The sequence below is a fragment of the Photobacterium swingsii genome (assembly GCF_024346715.1).
In the GTDB taxonomy this organism is placed as follows: Bacteria; Pseudomonadota; Gammaproteobacteria; order Enterobacterales; family Vibrionaceae; genus Photobacterium; species Photobacterium swingsii.
In genome coordinates this window covers 1,296,960-1,318,985 of record NZ_AP024853.1, presented here as the reverse complement: position 1 = coordinate 1,318,985, position 22,026 = coordinate 1,296,960, and the positions used below count along the sequence as shown (strand labels likewise).

Below are 22,026 nucleotides of genomic sequence, written 5' to 3'. Positions count from 1 at the left end.
CAGTCGCAGATTCAAAGTCAATCTACCCTCAATAAATGTTAATTATTTGTGATCAACATTCGCTATTCGCTCTTTCAACCATAAGTAACCCTTTCTACTCGTTATTCACCCCTTAATAAGCGCTGTAATTAAATTACAAAAACAACCCTTTAAATCATATTTCCACGGAATAAGTTGTTAAGTTACGCCAAAAATAAAATCAATTAGCTTTGTACTATCAAGTGATTAGCCATCTTTGGCCCGCACACCATCAAATTCACTTACTTTATTAATGGATATATCGAAAATCACTGTTTCCTGCCATCGCATAATCCCCGCCTTACAATATCGATTAATCAGTTGTTACACCCTTGTTTTATATGGCTTCGTAAGCGTGATCATATTTTAAAACATTCATTAACATTAAACCTTATCGCTCATAAGGTAATTACCCAGCAAAAAAGAGGCATAGCCATACGTTTTTTCAGCCGTAGAATGTCTTCCCCACAAAAAACAGCTAACAGAAAATTACTTTTCTAAATACAGCCTGTAACCCAAACAACATAATTATAAATAAGGCCGCTACACCAAGGCATTTATCTATCCGCTAGGTAATCCGCTGGCCAAGCACATGGAGTGTAAAAACATGACATCCCTATTTTTATCCGTTATGCCCATCGTCATTTTGATATGGATGATGACCAAGAAAAACGGCTTACCCTCGCACATTGCCCTGCCTATCACCGCTTTGATGGTTGGCTTGTTGCAATTGTTTTATTTCAATACTGATTTCACATTAATTAGCGCCAACATCATTGCTGGTATCCTTTCTGCTATCACCCCAATTTCCATTGTTGCTGGCGCTATTCTATTAAACCGAATGATTTACCTATCTGGCTCTGAAGACATTATTCGTCGTTGGCTGGAAGGGATCAGTAAAAACCAAGTTGCACAGTTGATGATCATTGGCTGGGCATTCGCTTTCATGATTGAAGGGGCGTCAGGCTTTGGTACCCCAGCCGCGATTGCTGCGCCTATTTTAGTTGGCTTAGGTTTTAACCCATTGAAAGTTGCTATGCTCGCCTTGGTGATGAACTCGGTTCCCGTCTCATTTGGCGCGGTTGGCACTCCAACTTGGTTTGGCTTCTCTAACCTTGGCTTAGATGATGCTACCCTGCTTGAAACCGGAAAAATTACTGCGCTTATTCACTTTGTCGCAGCATTCATTATTCCACCTATGGCCCTACGCTTTATCGTGAGTTGGGGGGAAATTCGTAAGAACTACCTATTCGTGCTGATCAGTACTTTGTCATGTACAGTGCCTTATTTCCTATTGGCACAGTGGAATTACGAGTTCCCAGCGTTAGTCGGTGGTGCGATAGGCCTTATCATGTCTGTGGTGGTGGCACGCTTTGGGCTCGGACTCGCAACAGCAGAGCAGAAGGTGGCAAAAACGGCAGTCGCCGGTGAAGCAGCAGCACTGGGTGACGCTGTCTCAATGAACATGACATCAATGTCGTCACAAGCAACAACCTCAGGGACTAGCAAGCAATCACAACCAGACAATCAAGCTGTTTCTACAGGCCAAATATTGAAAGCAATGACGCCGACGATCCTGCTGATTGCCATTCTTATCGTGACGCGCATTAAGCAACTCGGTATTAAATCCATGCTGACTGATAGCACTGAACTCTTTACCGTATCATTCGGACCTTTGGGGGATTTCAGTTTAAGTAAAGCGTTAATTCTAAAACTCAGCCATATCCTAGGCACTGATGTTACTTGGGCGTATAAAACGCTTTATGTACCCGCGTTGATCCCTTTCTTATTAGTGGTGTTAATTTCAATTCCATTGTTCAAACTACAAGGTAATATCGTTAAGCAGATGTTTTCTGAAACCGCCAGCCGTATCAAGATGCCATTTATCGCCTTGGTTGGTGCGCTAATCATGGTGAAATTGATGATGACGGGTGGTGAAAACTCGCCAATCATGACAACGGGTCAAGCCTTCTCTGATTTAATGGGCACAAGCTGGCAGTATGTGGGAGCGTATTTGGGGGCTCTTGGCGCATTCTTCTCAGGCTCAGCAACCGTTTCTAACCTGACTTTCGGTGCAATCCAGCAAACAATTGCCTTGAATGTGGGGCTGCCTCAAACAACGATTCTAGCTCTGCAATCTGTGGGGGGCGCTATGGGTAACATGGTGTGTATTAACAATATTATCGCGGTTTCGACTATTTTAGGTATCGCCAATAAAGAAGGCTATATCATTAAACGTACCGTTATCCCTATGATTGCCTACGGGATTGTCGCTGCCATTATGAGTACAGTGGTTTAACGGACAAGGTGAGTACCTTAACCAGGCCGTAAACCCCGCCACATAAAAAAGCGAAATGGGCTGATTCATGATCAGGTTACCCATTTCGCTTTTTGCTTTTCTGCCTGTCTTTTACAGCACTAAAACTTTTCGAGGTGCTTTTGATAACACTGGTATAAATGCTCAATAAATAGCTTAACCTTAATAGGTTGGTGGCGTGTATACGGATAAATCGCATAAATCCCTAAGCACTTCGCAACCTGTTCCTGCAACACTTCAATCAAAGTACCGGCTTTTAAATCTTCCGCCACTAGCACTTTCGGAACATACACCAAGCCTTGACCAAAGAGAGCTGCTCGACGCAGAGCTGATGCATTATTGGTGGTGAAATTACCATTCACCTTAACCGTACAGGGCTTATCAGCACCTTTGAACAACCATTCTTGAGCGCCCGTTTCTTGGTAGCTATACGCTAAACAATTATGCTGTATGAGCTCAGAAGGGGCTTTAGGAATGCCACAACGCGCAAAATAATCGGGGGCACCGCAGATCACCCAGTGAGCATCGACTAACCGCCGCGCAATAAAACTGGAGTCAGGCAGAGCCCCCGTACGAATCGCTAAATCAAATCCTTCCGCCACAATATCAACAAAGCGGTTGTCCAAGTCCATATCAATATGAATGTCAGGGTACTTAGCGCTAAACTCAGCAATAGCCTTTGGCAGTATCAACTCCCCTGAAATAGTCGGCACGCTGATCCTAATCGTCCCCGTCAGGCTTTCTCCTAACCCACTCATGGCTTGCTCAGCATTCTGTACCGAGTAATACACCTCTCTAGCGTGGCTGAAAAACACCTCTCCTGCTTCGGTTAATGTCAGCTTTCGGGTGGTTCGATAAATGAGCTGCACGCCAAGCTCTTGCTCTAATCGAGTTATCCGCTTACTGACCACCGACTTGGTCAAACCAACAAGATCCGCTGCTTTACTGAACGAGCCTTGCTCAATTAAATGGAAAAAAATCAGGAAATCATCTGTGCTTCGCATCATTAGTACACTTTTTGCAACAAACTTATGTATTGGTAGCAGTATATCAACCAAAGGAATGCTATTAAAATGTTAAATATGATAGTAAGTCGATCTTTCGCTAAATAAGAAGCCTTAAAGGGCCAAGCGGACCATAATTAATCCCACTCGCATTTCCTGTCAGTCTGTTTAAGGCAGTTAAGGCCATGGAGCAATAGAACATGCAACATCCCTACACAACACTCATAGAACAATTAAAAGATACCGTTGACGCGCAGCGGATAATTACCGATCCAACCCTGACTTTGGCATATGGTACTGATGCCAGTTTTTACCGCTTAGTGCCAAAAATCATTTTGCAGCTAGACTCACTCGATGAAGTCGTTGCGGCGATCAAAGCCTGCTATGCACTCACTATTCCTGTCACCTTTCGCGCAGCAGGCACCAGCCTATCGGGCCAAGCATTATCAGATTCCGTCTTAATTACGCTGACCAATAACTGGCGTAATTATAAAATCAGTGAAGATGCCCACCAAATCACGTTGCAGCCCGGTATTATAGGAGCGGAAGCCAATAAACTTCTCGCGCCACATGGTCGTAAAATCGGGCCAGATCCCGCTTCTATCAATACCTGTAAAATTGGCGGTATTGCAGCAAATAACGCATCAGGTATGTGCTGTGGTACCGCACAAAACAGCTATAAAACCTTAGCGGGCATGACAGTAGTATTAGCCGACGGTACAGTATTAGATACCCTCAATGCTGATAGCCGCCATGCCTTCCAACACTCTCATGCTGAGTTACTTAACGATTTAGCTGAATTGGCCTCAGTTTGCCAAGAAAATAAAGAGCTGGCCGATAAAATCCGCCATAAGTATCGCTTAAAAAATACCACAGGCTATAGCCTTAACTCGTTAACCGATTACAGCGATCCGATTGATATTTTGCAGCACCTCTTTATCGGTTCGGAAGGTACACTCGGCTTCATTGCCGACATCACCTACAACACAGTGATTGATCACGCCCACAAGGCGTCAGGCCTGTATGTATTCAAAGATATTGAAACCACCTGCCGTGCGGTGAGTGAGCTAAGTAAAACCACCGCAGCAGCTGTTGAGCTAATGGATAGCCGCGCATTAGCATCGGTAGCCAATGAACCCGGCATGCCTGATTTCATCGCCCAGCTAGGGCAAGAAGGCAATACCGAAGCTGCCGCATTATTAGTTGAAATCCACGGAGAAGATAACACCGACCTTGCACAACAAGATGCTGAAATTACTGCACTAATTAATCAATTTTCTCCAATGCACCAAGTGGCATTCAGTACCGATACCACGGTATGTGCACAGCTTTGGGCTATTCGTAAAGGCTTATTCCCAGCTGTCGGTGCCGTCCGTGAAACAGGTACCACGGTGATCATTGAAGATGTCGCATTCCCAATCGAGCAACTGGCGCCCGCAGTACGTGAGCTCCAACAATTATTTACCCGTTATCACTATCACGAAGCCATCATCTTTGGCCATGCCCTAGCGGGCAACTTACACTTTGTCTTTACACAAGCATTCGATAGCCAAGAAGAGATTCAGCGCTACAGCGACTTTATGGATGCCGTTGCCCAATTAGTTGCCGTGGATTACCAAGGCTCACTAAAAGCTGAGCATGGTACTGGCCGTAACATGGCTCCCTACGTTGAATTAGAGTGGGGACAAGCTGGCTTTGCACTGATGCAACGTATTAAGCAGATTTTTGATGTGACGGGTATTTTAAACCCAGGAGTGATCATTAATGACGATCACCAAGCCCACGTCAAAGACCTCAAAGCTATGCCTGCGGCAGATACCCTGATCGACAAATGCATTGAATGTGGCTTTTGTGAACCCGTGTGTCCATCGCGCAACCTGTCGCTGACGCCTCGCCAGCGTAATACCGTGTTCCGTGAAATCAGTCGATTACGTCGCACTGAAGAAGATCCAGCCCGACTGGCTGAAATGGAAAAAGCCTTCCAATATCAAGGGGTCGATACATGCGCAGCGACAGGGCTTTGTGCCGACCGCTGCCCTGTCGGCATCAATACGGGCGACCTAATGCGCAAACTGCGCCAGCAGCACTCGCCAATGGCTAAGTCTATTGCGCGTTGGACTGCCGAGCATTTCTCGACCATCACCAAAACAACCAAAATGAGCTTGGGTGTGGTGAATAGTGTCCACTCTGTGATTGGCACCAAAGGCATGAAAGCAATGAGCAAAACCGCACATAAGTTAAGTGGTGAAAAACTGCCATTGTGGACAGAGCACATGCCACGTTCAGCAGGGAAAATGAAAGCACCGACCATCTTTGCAATTGGTAAAGAGAAAGTCGTCTACTTCCCTAGCTGTGCCTCACGTAACATGGGCACCGAGAAAAATGCAGCCGATGCGCGTCCATTAGCGGAAGTGACCATTTCACTACTAGAAAAAGCAGGTTACGAGGTTGTATTACCGAATAAACTCGACAACTTGTGCTGTGGTATGCCGTATAAGAGCAAAGGCTTTGTCGACACAGCAGCCAATAAAGCGCAAGAGCTAGAAAACAGTTTATGGCAAATCTCAGAGCAAGGTAAGCTGCCGGTATTAATGGATACCAGCCCGTGCGCCAGCCTGAGTAAAGAAACCATGCGCCAAGGCATTACCATTCTAGAACCATTTAAGTTTGTGGCAGATTTTGTGCTGCCTAAGCTCGACATTACGCCACAAGATGAACCGGTAATGCTGCATATTACCTGTACATCTCGCCGTAGTGGCTTAGCCGGTGTGATGCAAAAGGTGACAGAAGCTTGTGCTAAACAAGTGATTATTCCCGAAGATATTCTGTGTTGTGGCTTTGCCGGTGATAAAGGTTTTACCACGCCAGAGCTCAATGCCTCAGCCCTTGCGCCGTTGAAAGCCCAAGTACCAAGAAACTGCAATGAAGGCTATTCAAACAGCCGTACCTGTGAGATAGGCTTATCAGAACACAGTGGCATTGAATACCGCTCGATATTGTATTTAGTGGATAAGGTAAGCCAAGCATCTGCAGTTAGCCAAACAGACTAAAATTTAGCGCTTACTACGTAAGCAAACATCCGCAACAAACCAAAACGCTCAGCAAGGCTAACAGCCCCTGAGCGTTTTTATTTACAGTGTAAAGTGCGCAAGTTGGTAAACTACTATCAGGAAGATTTCAATTGAAAAAGTATGCCTTGTAAAGCTCCCCCTAACACAATCTACAAGATCACAATGTCTAAAGAGAAATAAGCCAGAAAACCACTCAATAGAATTATTTTTTCGTAAAAAACCAACAAATAAAAACAAAACCACAATATAGTTAACCATAAAAAGGTTAACTATATTAGCAAGCAAAAAAATTAGTCACTCATATCATCTCTATGATACTTTTCCAGTCTTTTTATTCTGAAAAAATGCTTAAAAAACATATGTATCACCCATGAGAACGTTCCGAATATTGCTAATACAGACAAAATAACATACAAATTAACATAATATTCAAATGGCTTAGCTTCCTCTAATGTAACAAAGTCAATCAAAGTAAAAGCCATAACCGCAAAAAACAAAATAACGAGAATCCTGAATGACATGGAAAAAGCATTGTAAATAAAAAATAAAAAATCTCTAAATAAACTCATAATTTCTCGCGTAAAATTACTAATCACTTAAAATATGCCCACTAAGACCCAGTGTAGTTTGTTCTCGATCCCCCAATGACTACGAAAAACATAATAGTGAGGAACAGCACATCAAATAATAAATAACTAACTAATCTTGACTAATTAACGGGTGTCTTCGATGGTAGAAAAACGCAGGGTGAAAACGTTGCTGATAACTGTATGACTCCACAAAAGGGAGTGTAAGATCATAAACAGATCTACGGGACAAATCGATTTGAATTGTTCATTAAACGTTCGCGATCTTACCCGCCGCCGTAAAAGAGTGCATACGTATAGGATGTGAAACTACTTTAAATTCACATCATAGTCACAATATAATATTTTGAACCTTGGAGTCAGACCACCAATAGAAGACTTAATGTTTTCACACCTATCAATTAATAGAGTTGCTGGCACTACATCAATATTTTTCACATCAGTAAATAACATTACATTCTCTCCTTTTTCACCTAGGCTACTTCAGTGTACTTTTCTTCATTATAATTAGCACCAACAATTGCATTATTAAGATCAAACTTAGAGCCATAAACTAAATCTTTCATTATTATAAAAGCTTGCAGCATTAACATTTAAAATACCAAGCATAGGCTTTAATGTTTCTCTAATATGCTCTTTCATATTCATTAAGTCTGAGTCTGAGTCTGAGTCTGAGTCTGAGTCTGAGTCTGAGTCTTTCACTTTCATTGAAAAATTGAATATGTAAATATCATATTCTGAATATAATTCAGCACCAATAAAACAAACACTCTTATTTTTGTCATTACAATTAAAGGTTTTCTTTAGTAATCCTTGATTAATAATAACGATATTAGAACTAACTGTAAAAGAAGTTAAACAAAGCAATAAACACATCAACCTTACCATTTATAAATCATCTCACTAGCAAAATTTTGAGTTTTAAGATATAGCAAAAAGCCCCGCAATAGCGGGGCTGATTTGTATATATTGCCTGTGTATTAGTAAAAGTTTACATCACGATACCAGCAAAAATGAAACCAAAGATGATACTGAAAATCATGCTCAGCAAACCTGGGATCATAAAGCTGTGGTTAAAGATATATTTACCAATGTTAGTGGTACCTGTACGGTCAAAGTCGATAGATGCGATGATTGGGCCGTAGTTTGGAATGAAGAAGTAACCGTTAACCGCAACGAAAGTTGCAATGATCACTGATGGTGGAAGGCCTAATGCAATCGCGACCGGTACTAATACCGCTGTGGTTGCACCTTGACTGTTTACCATCACAGATAAACCAAAGAGTGCAAATGCGAACGTCCATGGCGCAACTTCCACTAAACCTGATACTGCTTCTTTTACCATGTCGCCGTGACCACCGATTAAGGTGTCGCCTAACCATGCGATACCAAAGATAGCGACGATAGCGCGCATACCAGCATGGAACACAGAACCTTGCGTAATCGCGTAGCCGTCTGGTTTACAAATCAAAATAATCAAGGCCGCAATCGATAGCATCACGATTTCAATCGTGTGTGCCATGCCCATAACCTGACCATCGAAACTTGGACGTAATGACGGGAAGGCACCCATGATTACCACAGCCAAAGAACCAAATAAGAACAGTGATACCGCGCGCGTTGCTTCTGGTTTGATTTCAAGCTCTTCAACTTTTACTTCCTGTTCCATTTCAGCACGGAATGCAGGATCTTGAAGACGACGTTGATATTCTGGATCGTCTTTAAGCTCTTTACCTAGCTTATTAACAATCACACACGCTGCTGCTAACCCAAGGAAAGTCGCAGGGATAGTTACCATCAATACATTAGCAAGTGTAATACCTTGTGGTTCAAGGAAAGCCACCAAAGCAACAACGGCTGCCGCAATTGGGCTAGCAACAATCGCAAATTGTGATGCGATAACCGCCATGCCAAGTGGACGTTCAGGACGAATACCACTACGACGACTCACTTCAGCAATAACAGGTAATACTGAATAAGCAACATGCCCTGTCCCTGCCATCATGGTGAAAACATAAGTCACTAATGGTGCAATGAAGGTAATTTGGCGAGGGTTTTTACGTAAAATGTTTGAAGCAATTTTGATTAAGTAATCTAAACCGCCTGCTGCTTGCATAGATGCCGCCGCCGCCACTACCGCCATGATCATTAACATTACGTCAATCGGTGGACTTGTTGGCTGCATACCAAACACAAAGCTCAGTATTGCTAGGCCGACACCACCCATGACACCCAGACCAATCCCCCCGATGCGCGCACCGATCAAAATACAGCCAAGTACAATTAAAAATTCAACTAAAAACACATCAATCTCCCTGATGATAAAATTTAAACCAGTACAAAATTCTGCGGGCATGATACTGATTTCATCACAGCGACAATTTAGCATTCATCACACAAATAGTTATTCAACCATGCTATTTGCATGGTTATTGAGCACTATCAAATTAAGCGCATTAAAATTAATTGAATACATACATTTGTGTGCTTCAACAGCGAGGGGGCAGCGCCATATAGCAGCAAAAAAGGATTAAATTGGTTGAAAATACTACACAAGTCATAAAAACATACAAATTAATAGAAATGATAATTGATCTCATTTCTATTTGAGCGCATTATTCCCTCCTTTTCACGTAGCGACTTTCTGCTACATCCAAAATGCAAGAAGACAAACAATGAAGCGTAGTGCCCTGTATCTCCTTATTTCGAGCTTTTCTGTGTCTGCTTTTTCAACACCAGAAACAGCACAACATCCTGAATCCAGAGCGAATGCAGCGAGTTCAACACAACAAGGCTCCACTTTATTGCCTCAGTCTACAGATGCATTTTCGTGGTTGAGAGATGACTCTCGTCAGTCTGAAAAAGTGCGACATTTTCTCACGGAACACAATCAACAAGCCGCTCGCTTTCTAACAAAACAAACGGCGCTGCAACAACAACTCTTGAATGAGTGGCAGAATAATGCCCCTCAAAAGGCGGAAAAACCTTGGCTTATTCGCGGCGATGTAAAATATCGATTTGAGACACGTGACAATTCACGCGTGTTGGTTGAACAGCCAATCCATCAAGCTGCTGAAGATTCAAAAGAACGGATTGTCTTCAACCTGACTCAGCGTGCAGCTCAATCTGATTACTACTCTCTAGGTAGCTGGTTACTTAGCCCAAATAAACGCTTCATTGCTGTTACAGAAGATGTGCGTGGTGATCGTAATTACACTGTGACCGTAATTGACACTCACACCCAGCAGGCTTATGCCCTTATCAATCATGTAAGTACAGAGCTGATCTGGGGAGATGACAATGACACCCTCTATGCCATCGCAAATGAAGCAGGTACATACCGTCCTTATCAACTCGTCAAAACCCAATTATCCGCTCCTCAAAAAGTAGATGTGTTACTCGAAGAAACGGATCCGGCGTGGTTACTATCAAGTTATCAAACCAGCAATAAAAAATACGCGATTATTCAAAGTAATAATCACAATACCAGCCAGCAACAACTACTAAACACCCATACAGGTGAACTACAGACCAGCTTGCAAAAGCGTACTCCTGGTAATGAGTACTATAGCGATATCCAGGGTCAACAAATCCTCAGTCTGAGCAATCATCAAGGTCGTTTTGGTTTATACCAAGGAAAGCTGGGCTCGAACATTCAATCACTTGCACCTTTGTTCATCCCAGAGCCGCAAACAGAAATCAAAAACTGGTATGTTTTTGAAGCCGGTATTGCGCTGGTTCTGACCCAGCAAGGCAAAGACACTTTGCTGGTAATTAACAATGATGGCGATGAAACATTCCGCCGTCCATTATCTGCGAATGGCAAAGTCGCGTGGTTATCCAACAATGGCGACGCAGCCAGTAACCTCGTTCGTATCCGCTCGATGTCGATGACAACCCCACCAAGGTGGTCGGAATTTAATATCGAAACAGGTAAAGAACGATTGCTATCGCAAGACAGCTACCCGACGATCACGCCTAGCAACTACACCTCAACCCAAATTACGGTGAGTGCCAATGGTGTTAGTGTGCCAGTCTCATTAGCCTACCGAAACGATAAAGTGAGCCCTGATAGCCCAGTGTTTCTTTATGGTTATGGCGCATACGGCACGCCAATGAAACCTTACTTTATGCCACAGGTGATTAGCCTACTGGATCAAGGAGCGATTTATGCGATAGCACACGTTCGTGGCGGTGGGTACTTGGGTGATGCTTGGTATCAAGCGGGCAAGGGAATAAATAAACCCAATGGCATTAAAGATTTCCTTGCCACCGCGGAAGTGATGCAACGCTATGTGCCAAGTCGTGACACATCGCGAACAAGCTCCTACGGTGCTTCGCCAGCACAGGCGAAAACATCTATTAAGCGCGACATTTTGACTATCGGGGGCAGTGCTGGTGGCACGCTGGTGGCAGCGGCGATCAATGCTCAACCCTCACTTTTCCGCGGCGCGGTACTACAGGCGCCCTTTGTTGATGTGATCAATACCATGGCAGATCCCTCGCTTCCCCTTACTCAGCAAGAGTATCAAGAATGGGGTAACCCCGCCAAAGCCAGTGATCGCAAAGTCATGGAAACCTACAGCCCGTACGACAATGTTAGTGCACAAGCTTACCCACCAATGTTAGTGCGAATAGGCTTGCACGACAGCCAAGTTCCTTATTGGGAAGGGGCTAAATTTGTGGCCAAACTACAACAACAAAGCACGGTGAATAATCCTTATTTACTCACGACTGATTTTAATGCGGGTCATCAAAAAAATCGGCGCACCGCACAGGCAGCCCAAGCGATGGAGTATGCATTTTTATTAGGGCTCAGCGAGCAAGCATTATCGTCAACAGACACTCATCGATCGAAACAAGAATAATCGCTCGGTAGTCACCGATTTAAATACACGATCTCGTTAGACCATTACACCAATAAAACTACGCCTAGTTAGAGAATAACAACATGAAACTACATCCCATTGCCTTCGCTGTCCTCAGCGGATTGGCTTCGCACGCCTATGCTTCAGATTCAGCGGCAGAATCGGTTGAAAATCCACCCATTCACGCTAATGAAAATAACATGTCGACGGACATCACCCAGATGGAAACCGTCATAGTGACAGCGACAAAAATCGAACAGCCGCTATCAAAAACCAGCGGTTCGGTAGCCGTTATCACCAATGATCAAATAAAGCGAGAAGGCGCAACTGAACTGTATGATGCACTGAACCATGAGCCAGGTGTCAGCGTAACAGGCGGTGCAGGACGACCACAAAATATTACCATTCGAGGTATGACTGGTAACCGTATTGCGATCATCAAAAATGGTGTCAAAGTCGGTGATGGCTATGGGGCAGCAGACTTAAATGACATCGCAGGCCGTAATAGTTTTGACCTCTCTAACGTCAAGCAGATTGAAGTGATTAAAGGTGCCGGCTCCTCACTTTACGGCTCTGGCGCTATTGGTGGCGTGGTAGTGGTAACCACAAAACAACCGGGCGATTATTTAGGCACGAAAGACAGCCATTATGAGGCAAGTGCAAGCTATGCCGGGATCAGCGATAAGCAAAAACTCAGCACAACGATAGCGCAACGTTTTGGCGATCATGAAAGTTTGCTGCTGCTATCAGGCTGGCGAGGCGGTGAAACACGTAACTATAATCGCGACCTCTACGATCGTGAACTTGAAGGCTACAGCACTGACTTTACCCACAACTACTTCTTAAACGATCTCGTGATGCTTAAAGGCACAGTGTCTTACTACAAAGAGACAATGAAACGTGACGATGGTATGGCACCCGTGCAAGAAGATGGGCGCTGGGAAGCGAAGCAGTATTACGAAAATGGTAAAAGCACCAGTTTTGATGCGCAAGTGGGCACAGAAATCGATAGTCTGAATAACCGCTTGTTTGATCATGCCGATATAAAAGCCTACTACCGAGAAACAACCAGTGACACTTATAAAGATGTCTTTATGCAACGTGAACATCAAGGCATTACTGAGAAGCGTCGTCAGGTTGAACAGCGCCTCTACAAAGACACCTTATTAGGTTTCTCTGCCGATCAAACCAAAGATTTTCAACTGTCTGATAACACCGAGCACCAAGTCGCTTGGGGGGTACAGTTTGAACAAAATAAATATAAGCGCCCGATCAACAAAAACATCTACGACTGGCGAGGTACAACTGGCTTAATCAAAGATTCTTTTGCTGATGCCACCATGCTGACTGCTGCCGTATTTATTCACGATCAAATTAAGTGGCAAGACTGGACTATCACGCCAGGGGTTCGCTATGACCGCCAACAGCTAAGCCCAACAGGTGATGCCAATATAGGTGGCATGCAGATCTATGAAAATAATAGCAGTGAAGTATCTCCTAGCCTCTCAGTGGCTTATCAATTTACGCCTGCACTCAACAGCTACCTGAGCTACTCACACGGCTTTAGAGCACCAGCGTACGACAAAACCTATGGTTATGTGCCGCACCTGTTTAACCCGTTGAAACCTTTTATCATCATCCCGAACTCGGAGCTTAAACAAGAAACGAGCGATAACATTGAACTAGGCAGTAAATATGATGACGGTCGATTCTCGCTGTATGCCGCTGTCTTCTACACCAAATTTAAAAACTTCATTGAACAAAAAATGATTGGCCAAGCCGCGGATAAAACGCACTGGCTATTCCAATACCAAAACTTAGAAGGGGTGAAAACCTACGGTTTTGAGCTGTCGTCAGCTTACCAGCTAACAGAAGCATTCAAGCTGTCTGGCAAGCTAGGCCTCGTCGATGGTAAAGACGGTAATGGCGAGCCAATTCGTACCCTGACCCCATTAGAAGGCAACATCCAGCTTGATTATAGCGTAGAAAATATTACCGCTTTCTCACGCTTGAATTTCGCCGCAGCAATGCCAATGGATCGCACCCCTAAATGTTACAACAACGTCGAGATGCAAATCCCATGTGCGACGACCGGTAACTGGGCTTCGCTGGATCTCGGCGCGAGCTACCAAGTCGGCGACAACTTCACCTTATATGCCACCTTGATCAATGCATTCAACAAAGAATACATCCGCTACCAAGATGTGGCAGGCATTGGCGAAGACTCTAAGTCCTATTCAACCGAGCCAGGACGTTATTTCAACATCAATGCTACTTATCAATTCTAAGGATGGATGACTGATGAAAGCGCTTCGATTCAACAAAACCACATTATGCTTATTCACCTTGTTGGCCGCGAGCCAACAAGGTGTTGCCGCAGAGCTTATCTACCCAGCCAATGAAACTATCGTTAGTGATAGTGTTCAAGCGAAACAATTCTTGCTTAATTATTTCCAAGATAAGCCCAACACAGTTATCAGCGATCTATCGGCTCGCTATCAACGCACCAGCTTGATGGCAACGCACTACAATTTTGATGTTATCGACAATCAAGGTAAAAACTGCCACAAGACCTTGGTACTGACCGTAGATAAAGATCAAAAAGTGCAACGCGTCTACGCACAGCTCGATGCATTAACGGGCCAATGTGATGGCACGATCGAGCAACCTCGTACCAATTTTGATATCACTAAACCCGCTATTCCTGCACACGCGAAAACGGTGCCAGTGACAACCCAAGTCTACAATCCCGATCCGCGTACGATGAACCAAGCACCGATCCCAACAGACGGTGATTTTGAACATTACACCTTACCAGCGACCTATCAGACAGTGACTATGCCTGTGCTGTGTAGTACTACGGCTAACCCACAGTGTGTATTGGCCAACGACAAGGTTGTTGCTGTCGACATCGTGAACTTACCCGAAGGGATAGCAGATAAGGCAGAGCAGCAGCCGCAGCAAGGCCACCTCAGTTTTGCACCAGACGCACTCACCAATATTGATGTCACACAAGCATCAACGGCGGATAAATCAGCGGTGCATAACTACTTTTACGATGTGATGGCGTTCTACCATATTGATCACTCACTACGCTATGTAGAAGGGCTTGGCTTTAACCATCTATTCAACCAAACGGTTCAATTTGATGCGCAAGGCTCGAATGAGAATAACTCTAAGTACTTAAACGATATCAACCTACTGTCATTGGGTATGGGGGGATCTCCCGATAGCCTTGATGCTGACGTGATCCTGCATGAGTTCGGCCACACGATAAATTACTTTATCGTGCCTGACTGGGCGTATGGAGACACCAGTGGGATTGGTGAAGGTTTTGGCGATTACTGGGCAGGCATGTCGACTTACCGTACTCAATATCAGCAAGGTACAAGCTTTGAACTAGACACAGTATTCAACTTTGATGGTCATTTTGGCGGCAAAAGTGGCGGGACTCGTTCTCTCAATGACAAAGCGGCTCGCTACTACCCATCCGCTGAATACCAAGCGCATATTTCTGTTAATGGCACCTTGTCTGATCAGCTCTGGTCAACGCCACTATTCCAAGCCCTGAAAGAAGCTGTCGCGACCTACAATGCCGATGCGTTCGAGGCAATGAACAGGATTATTCTTGAAGGCCTCTATGGTTTAGGCCGTGGCGCTAAAATGCACCATGCCGCGCAAAGTATTTTAGATGCGGCGCAAAGCCTCTACCCAAATCATGAATATAGCGCGATTTTGCGTCGTCATTTCAATCACCACAACTTGCTTCCAACCGCACTGATCCTAGCGCCAAACCCGCAATTCATCGATACAGGGTTAGCAACAACAGCAACCCCCAATAACGCCACCAGCAAAGGGCAAGTAAACGCTGTCATCTACAACCCAACCACACGGGATATGACACTGAGCGGACATGTATCGGTTTCGGGGCAATCAGGGTCACAAACCTTGGCTACAGCCGATCAACCATCAAGCCTAAAAGCAGGAAAAAGCCAAACCGTTAACTTCCCTCTTAACGCTCAACCACAATGCGGCCAGCGTATTAACTTAACACTTGATGCTTCCTTCAGCTTCGACAAAAAGCAACGGATGCAACACGTTAGTTTTGAACAAGGTTTCGTATTTGGTCTACCTAAGTTTGCCGAAGCCCCTAAAACACTGAATCAAGAAGTTCTTGACGCTAAAAAAGGCACAAGCCCCCTGCAACCTATGCGCAAAGGGCTTACCTATGCCACTTACTTTAATACAGGCGATCAAGAGTCTGTCGGCAATGATTTCGCCGTTATCACTCACATTTCACACCCTGATCACCGCGAATTGAAAGTCACGCTGATCGCACCAGATGGCCAGCAAGTGATTTTGCACGATCACCAAGCTTATTACCAAAACAGCAAACAAACCGTGTATCGCTTAGCCGATTACCCACAACTTAAACCACTACTGGGCAGTCGGATGGCAGGTGCTTGGCGACTAGAAATTAGTGATATCGCCGTGGGTAATAGCGGCCAATTGATCGATTTTGGCGTCACGCACATTCAGAACTATCAGTGTAAAGCTTCACCAAATAAACCAGATCCAAAGCCACAACCACAACCTAATAACAATAGTGGCGGAGGGGGCAGTGCCCTTTGGCTAACCCTACTTGCAATGCTGCAATTGGGATACACCAAAGCAAGATCAGCTAAACGTCGTTCATTTAAGCGTTAATTCAATTTTTATAGAGAAACTATTATCATGAAAAAAACCTTACTCACACTCACCATAGCGACGTTACTTGCTGGTTGTAATGGTGGCTCAGACAATAAAGCCAGCAACACAACGGGTCCCGATTCGAAGCTGAATTACACACTGAGTGGCGAGGTACAATCCAACTATCTAGCGCAAGATATCACTGTATGTGTCGACTTAACGGAAGACTGGATCTGTAACCCCAGTGAACCAACCACAACAGCCAAAAGTGGTTTGTTTAACATCGCTAGCATGAACAAAGATATTTTGCATGCGCGTATTCTTGCTGTCTCAACCCTCAACGCGGCAGATAACCAAAGTAAAGCCTATACCAACAACACCGTAGTATTAGCAGCGCCACCACTGCAAAAAGAAAGTGGCCACATTATTAACGGTATCAGCACCTTGATCAGTGCGAATATGGGTCATGGTTTAAACCCTCATGAAGCTGCACGTGATGTGAAAGCCAAGTTAGAAAAAATCGGTGTTACCACCAGCAGTGATTTGTTAGCCAACCTTGGTGATCCTCGCTTGGCGACGATTGATAAGAACATCCAGTTACTGTCTGCCAGTGCCAAAGCTGATCAACGTAGCCGTGTGATCGCAACGCTAGCAAAAGAACTGCCACAGCAAAAAGCGTTTATTCAGGCAGAAAATCTCACCGAGCAAACACTCGCAGACACAGTGAATCAGCTGGAACAGAAAAGCATGCCGCGCTTAGTGGGCAATGATACCGGTGTCACGCAATTTTTTAATGGTGCAGTACTTACCGATACCCCAGCTGCAGGCTTCCCATTGCAAGATGCCAATATTGGCTTTGATGCCACAGACAAAAATAGCCACTCTGGCAATGGTTTTAAATTGACTAAGCTAGATGCCAAAGGTAAGGCATTACCCGATAATGCAACCGAATGGAGCTGTGTTCGTGATGAGCGCACTAAGCTTGTTTGGGAAGTGAAATCCAACGACCCTAAATCACCTCGCTGGAAGAAAAATGAATTCGCCTTACAGATCAAAGGGGGCGTTCAACCGCACAGTGAAGACATCAAATACGCCCAGAAGACCAATAAATCAGGTATCAATACCACAGAGCAATATCAGGACATGGTCAACAAAGAACAACTTTGTGGCATCAACACATGGCGCTTGCCGACGCTCAACGAACAATTTGATTTGCTCGACTTTGGCTCAACCGCAAAAGATGCCGATGGCAATCTTATTGGGTTAAATACCCATTACTTCCCTAATACTGAAGCAGGTTATGAAGGCTATGGCTGGTACTGGTCTTCCAGCTTTATGCACGCTGCTTACCAACCTAAAGACATGCATGTGTACAACTATTTGGATCAAGTTAGCGATAGTTTAGGCGACTCAGGCGTTCAAAACCTGTGTAAGCAAGCAAACGCCGAGTGTGATTACCCAACAAAAATGAACGTACGTATGGTTAGCCAAGGAAAATAACAATGAAAAAGACAATGACCAAAAAAGCATTAAGCCATACCCTAATCACTGCGCTTTTTGCGTTAACAGCATCAAGTGCAATCGCTGCAACACAAGAGTGTGATATCAACTTAACCAAATCTGCGCCCGATGTTCGCTTTAAAGACAACCAAGATGGCACAGTTACCGATTTACGTACCGATTTAGTATGGAATCGCTGTACCCTAGGCCAAACATGGAACAAAACCAATAATATTTGCGACGGCAAACCGACAGGGATGTACTGGCAAGCTGCGCTACAGCGAACGGAGATTATTAATAATGATAAATCCGATCCACTGCACCAGTTCGGTGGCCGTCAAGAGTGGCGCTTACCGAATATTAAAGAACTGCAGTCACTGCGTGAATCCAGTTGTATATCACCAGCGTTAAATAAACGCTTTTTCCCACTTAATTTTAATTTCGAATCGATAGAAAGTACCGCGTGGAGTTCAACACCAGCACGAGCATCAATAGGGAATGTATTTGCTTTGGGACTCGCTGATGGCCTTACCAATAAATTCGGCTCAACCGACTATAAGCTTGGCGTGATCTTAGTGAGCGATAAATAATAGGGTAGGTATAGTCTCTGCGCTATTGTCGGTTCAAATCATCAGGTTGATTTGAACCGACCTTATCATCTTTAGATAAGTCGTAATTAGATCAGTCGCATAAGCGAAAGTGCATTGAAAGTCTGAACAAATAAAAGCCGTAACTCACACTGAATAGCTTAGGAATATTCTACCCCACCATAAATATCTATGGTCAAATCACGCACCTTCGCATACTCCCCAGGCGTCTTCCCTATCGTGCTTTTTAAATAACGGATCAAATGCGGTTGATCGCTAAAACCAAATTCCAGTGCCACTTCCGCCCAGTCTATATCAGCATTGCCTCGACGGTATAAAGACTCAAGTAGCAAATCAAGCCGATTCATCGACTGATACTGTTTCAGTGTTAAGCCTGTAACACGAACAAAGCTACGCTCTAATGTACGCTGTGAGCAATGCAGTTGCGCCCCTAATTGTGAAATTGGCATCGTTGGCAACAGTGGTAACGCTTTACACGTCAGTAGGCTGTGCTTATCTGAATGCGCTTGATTTAGCCAAGACAGTAGTACACCTTCTAGCGCATCGCAGCATGTTTCAGGTGCGTCTTTCGCTAATCGTAAAAGTTCGTGTGAGAAATCCTGCCCTTTCGCATCAGAAACACACTCATGACGGTTCAAGTCGAGAAATCTACTGATATCTACTTCCATAACATGCTCTAACTCAACCTGATGCGGCGACATATCCAACGCATACAAAGCCCCAGTATGAAACTTAACCCCTAGCAAAATAAATGCATCCGTGTGATCAACTTGGAATGTCTGGCAATGAGGAAACAACCAGTGGCTTCCCTGCCCCTCAAAAGACACCGATTCATTTGCATACTGATACCCCTGCAACACCGGCGCTATGATCAAATGCGCCGTCGGATCTGGGGTTAACTTTGGAAAGGGATGACTATCATCACCTTGTTTTTTTTCAATACACCAATAACACTCAACATACTGAGCAGCTAATGAACGCTTTGGTGGATATTTCCAATTAATCATATTGCTGATGACTCGATAGACTTGATGGCACTAATTTCTCTATAGGGGGAAAAGCAATCACCTCACCTTTCGCGGTAAGGATCGAAATATGACTTGGACTACCGTCTTCAGCTAACCGCAACTCACCAATCGCGCTACGATTAATCAAACGATCATGGCCATGGGTATCGGGATCACGTTTAAAGATCTTAAGACGCTTCCGCTTTGTTAACCAATTTAGGGGCGATCTTGGACTATAGAGTAGGCGATCCATCGTATCGCAGACCCGCAGTAACCGATTAGGAAACTCATTTTTAATTCCGCTAGAGGTGATCTGAAAAATATTCGGACTCGAACGACGAAAACGGAGCTTGATGTCGTAAGCAAATGAGTAATGGACATCACCCGACAAGATCACAAAATTGGTGGGGGTTTTAGTATGAGTGAAAATACTCAATAAAGTATTTGCCGAACCGGGGTGCGCCATCCAGTTTTCAGCATCAATTAGCAAAGGTTGGCCAAGCCAGGTCATACCGCGTTGCAGTGTCTCAATAAACTTCACCCCAAACATAGGTGCTGCAGAGACAATGATCACCGCAGGTTCATTCAGCATCGCTTGTTGCATCTCTATCAAGGCTTCCCAATCCATTAAGCCCGACGGTTTATTCATTCTCGATTCCGAACGCCAACGCCGTGTACGCGTGTCTAACACCAACATTTTAGGCTGGGTTTCTATGGTGTAATGCCATTGTTCAAAGCGATAAAGATGAGCGATGAACGCATCTTGGTGTGCGGCAGATGGCTGGGAAAAATAGCACCTTGCTAACGCAATGAAACTATCATCAAAATGCTCAGGGGCATTCCCCCAGCCCTGACATAACCAATAACTTATCAGCCCATTACCAATCACACGTCGGGCCAGCAAGCTATCAAAAGCCGCTTTTTCCCAGCCAACGGTTAAATTCCAATCATCAGTGACATCATGATCATCAAAAATCATATAAGTAGGAATATGGGCCATTAAGCGCTGAACTTGCGGTAAACCCGCGACAAACGCATCAAGGTGTTTTTTCTCTTCATGCCAGACTTGCTGCCATTTCGCACTAAGCGTTTGACCATTAACTTTAAAATTTTGTTCTGCTAAACGGTTAGTATTAACCAAGCGCCAGAGCTGTGGTGACCATACCAATAAATACATCGCAAAATATTCAGCAAAGGTGATCAAGTGGTTTTCACTTTCACGAGAGCTAAAAACAGGTAACTGACGCTTAGGTAGTCGCGCTTTCAGACGCCTAAAAAATGAATCCGTCTGATCGACACTATCAAGATCACTGGTATAGTGAGGCAGTAACTTATCGCGACCATAAAAATGGTGAGGGCTGTTAAAAATATCTTGCGCCGTCACAAATTCACTTTCGCAGCCAGCAGGAAGACGCTCATTCGATAAACCCAATAGCTTAATCACTTGCTCTATCGCATCAAGCGTTGGTCCAGCAACATGATCTGCATATATTTGATCACCGCTCATCATTAAGAGCGAAGGACGCTCGCTAACGGCTTGCGCTGCCACTTTGTCATCGGCCGCTACTAAGCTGTCTTGACTTGGGTGGTGAGGGTTGCGACAAGAGCCATGCAAAACATAATCTGCACGTGGTTTAATGCTAAATGTCAGCGCTGATTCATCACGATACAGTAAAGAAGGCATTAAGGCTGTAATATCACCTTGCTGGGTGGCCAGCTGGTATTGCAATGCGGTGTCGGTTGGAAAACACCCTGAAAACTGTGCATGCACCACCCACGCATTGCTGCCAATTTGAATTTGATGCTCAGCAAGCACATCAGCCTGAAAAAAAGACTCAGAAGCTCCCTTGATAGATAGCGAAAATCTAGCCTCCAACGCTTCAGAACTCACCAACCAAATAGAAATATGTGAGGCTGTTACCTTACGTAAGATCGGTCCTGCCAGTAGTAATGGTAATTCTGTCTCCAGATCCTTAGAAAAAAAACCATCAATAACCTGAACCATAGTTTTCACCTTCACTCACTCTTTTCATTGTTATATTTCATTTACTATCGCACCCAATACACTGAGCATCATAGCTTTTATTGCCTCGAATATCAGTGTCATCATTGTATTCTCATCGTTATCGCACACCGCCACGATCAGTGCGCACAAAAAAATAAAAGATACTATCTTTTATTTTTCAAATTAGGTTGATAGAATCCATTGACCAGCAGAATATGATGGTGAGTTCTAACGATGAAAACGGAATCAAACTCACAATCAGATTAGATATGATAATCTCAATATAACGCTGCTGATAATGATAAAAAGAAGTACATAAGCAAGGTATTAACCGAGGAAAAACCGTCGCATT

General features: G+C 44.3%; 12 protein-coding genes. 7 read left to right on the top strand and 5 right to left on the bottom strand.

Features of this window, described 5'->3' with window-relative positions; translation table 11 throughout:
- The first annotated feature begins 625 nt into the window (after positions 1-625).
- Positions 626-2,317, top strand: coding sequence for an L-lactate permease (locus OCU77_RS23050; RefSeq protein ID WP_107302543.1), 1,692 nt, complete (start codon positions 626-628; stop codon positions 2,315-2,317).
- 119 nt (positions 2,318-2,436) lie between these two features.
- Here OCU77_RS23050 and OCU77_RS23045 read toward each other — a convergent pair whose 3' ends face one another.
- Positions 2,437-3,339, bottom strand: coding sequence for a LysR family transcriptional regulator (locus OCU77_RS23045; RefSeq protein WP_048897641.1), 903 nt, complete (start codon positions 3,337-3,339; stop codon positions 2,437-2,439).
- A 200-nt stretch (positions 3,340-3,539) separates the two neighbouring features.
- Between OCU77_RS23045 and OCU77_RS23040 the strand changes: the two genes are divergently transcribed.
- Positions 3,540-6,389: an FAD-binding and (Fe-S)-binding domain-containing protein gene (locus OCU77_RS23040; protein WP_107302544.1), complete on the top strand. Its 2,850-nt coding sequence runs from the start codon at positions 3,540-3,542 to the stop codon at positions 6,387-6,389.
- Positions 6,390-7,537: 1,148 nt separating this feature from the next.
- On the opposite strand, the gene OCU77_RS23035 is transcribed toward OCU77_RS23040, so the two are convergent.
- On the bottom strand, positions 7,538-7,885 hold the full coding sequence (locus OCU77_RS23035) for a hypothetical protein (RefSeq protein ID WP_146156696.1): 348 nt from the start codon (positions 7,883-7,885) through the stop codon (positions 7,538-7,540).
- Positions 7,886-7,988: 103 nt separating this feature from the next.
- Complete coding sequence (locus tag OCU77_RS23030; RefSeq protein ID WP_048897642.1) at positions 7,989-9,302, bottom strand: anaerobic C4-dicarboxylate transporter family protein; 1,314 nt, start codon at positions 9,300-9,302, stop codon at positions 7,989-7,991.
- Between the two features lie 370 nt (positions 9,303-9,672).
- Here OCU77_RS23030 and OCU77_RS23025 point away from each other — a divergent pair, with 370 nt between their 5' ends.
- The 5 genes from OCU77_RS23025 (at position 9,673) to OCU77_RS23005 (ending at position 18,644) form a co-directional block, all read left to right on the top strand.
- Positions 9,673-11,865 (top strand): prolyl oligopeptidase family serine peptidase, encoded by a 2,193-nt coding sequence (locus OCU77_RS23025; protein ID WP_107302546.1) that lies wholly within the window; start codon positions 9,673-9,675, stop codon positions 11,863-11,865.
- 83 nt (positions 11,866-11,948) lie between these two features.
- A complete protein-coding gene (locus tag OCU77_RS23020) occupies positions 11,949-14,153 on the top strand; it encodes a TonB-dependent hemoglobin/transferrin/lactoferrin family receptor (protein WP_107302547.1) in 2,205 nt (734 codons plus the stop codon).
- A 13-nt stretch (positions 14,154-14,166) separates the two neighbouring features.
- Positions 14,167-16,572 carry a proprotein convertase P-domain-containing protein gene (locus tag OCU77_RS23015; RefSeq protein ID WP_107302548.1) on the top strand — a complete coding sequence of 802 codons (2,406 nt, stop codon included), beginning with the start codon at positions 14,167-14,169 and terminating at the stop codon, positions 16,570-16,572.
- 27 nt (positions 16,573-16,599) lie between these two features.
- Entirely contained in the window at positions 16,600-18,054 is a 1,455-nt protein-coding gene (locus OCU77_RS23010) for an Lcl C-terminal domain-containing protein (protein WP_048897350.1), read from the top strand.
- A 2-nt stretch (positions 18,055-18,056) separates the two neighbouring features.
- Positions 18,057-18,644 carry an Lcl C-terminal domain-containing protein gene (locus tag OCU77_RS23005; RefSeq protein ID WP_053111739.1) on the top strand — a complete coding sequence of 196 codons (588 nt, stop codon included), beginning with the start codon at positions 18,057-18,059 and terminating at the stop codon, positions 18,642-18,644.
- Positions 18,645-18,802: 158 nt separating this feature from the next.
- On the opposite strand, the gene OCU77_RS23000 is transcribed toward OCU77_RS23005, so the two are convergent.
- On the bottom strand, positions 18,803-19,669 hold the full coding sequence (locus OCU77_RS23000) for a helix-turn-helix domain-containing protein (protein ID WP_107302549.1): 867 nt from the start codon (positions 19,667-19,669) through the stop codon (positions 18,803-18,805).
- Positions 19,662-21,674 (bottom strand): alkaline phosphatase D family protein, encoded by a 2,013-nt coding sequence (locus tag OCU77_RS22995; RefSeq protein ID WP_048897351.1) that lies wholly within the window; start codon positions 21,672-21,674, stop codon positions 19,662-19,664. Before OCU77_RS22995 ends, OCU77_RS23000 begins: the two co-directional genes overlap by 8 nt.
- Positions 21,675-22,026 lie beyond the last annotated feature (352 nt).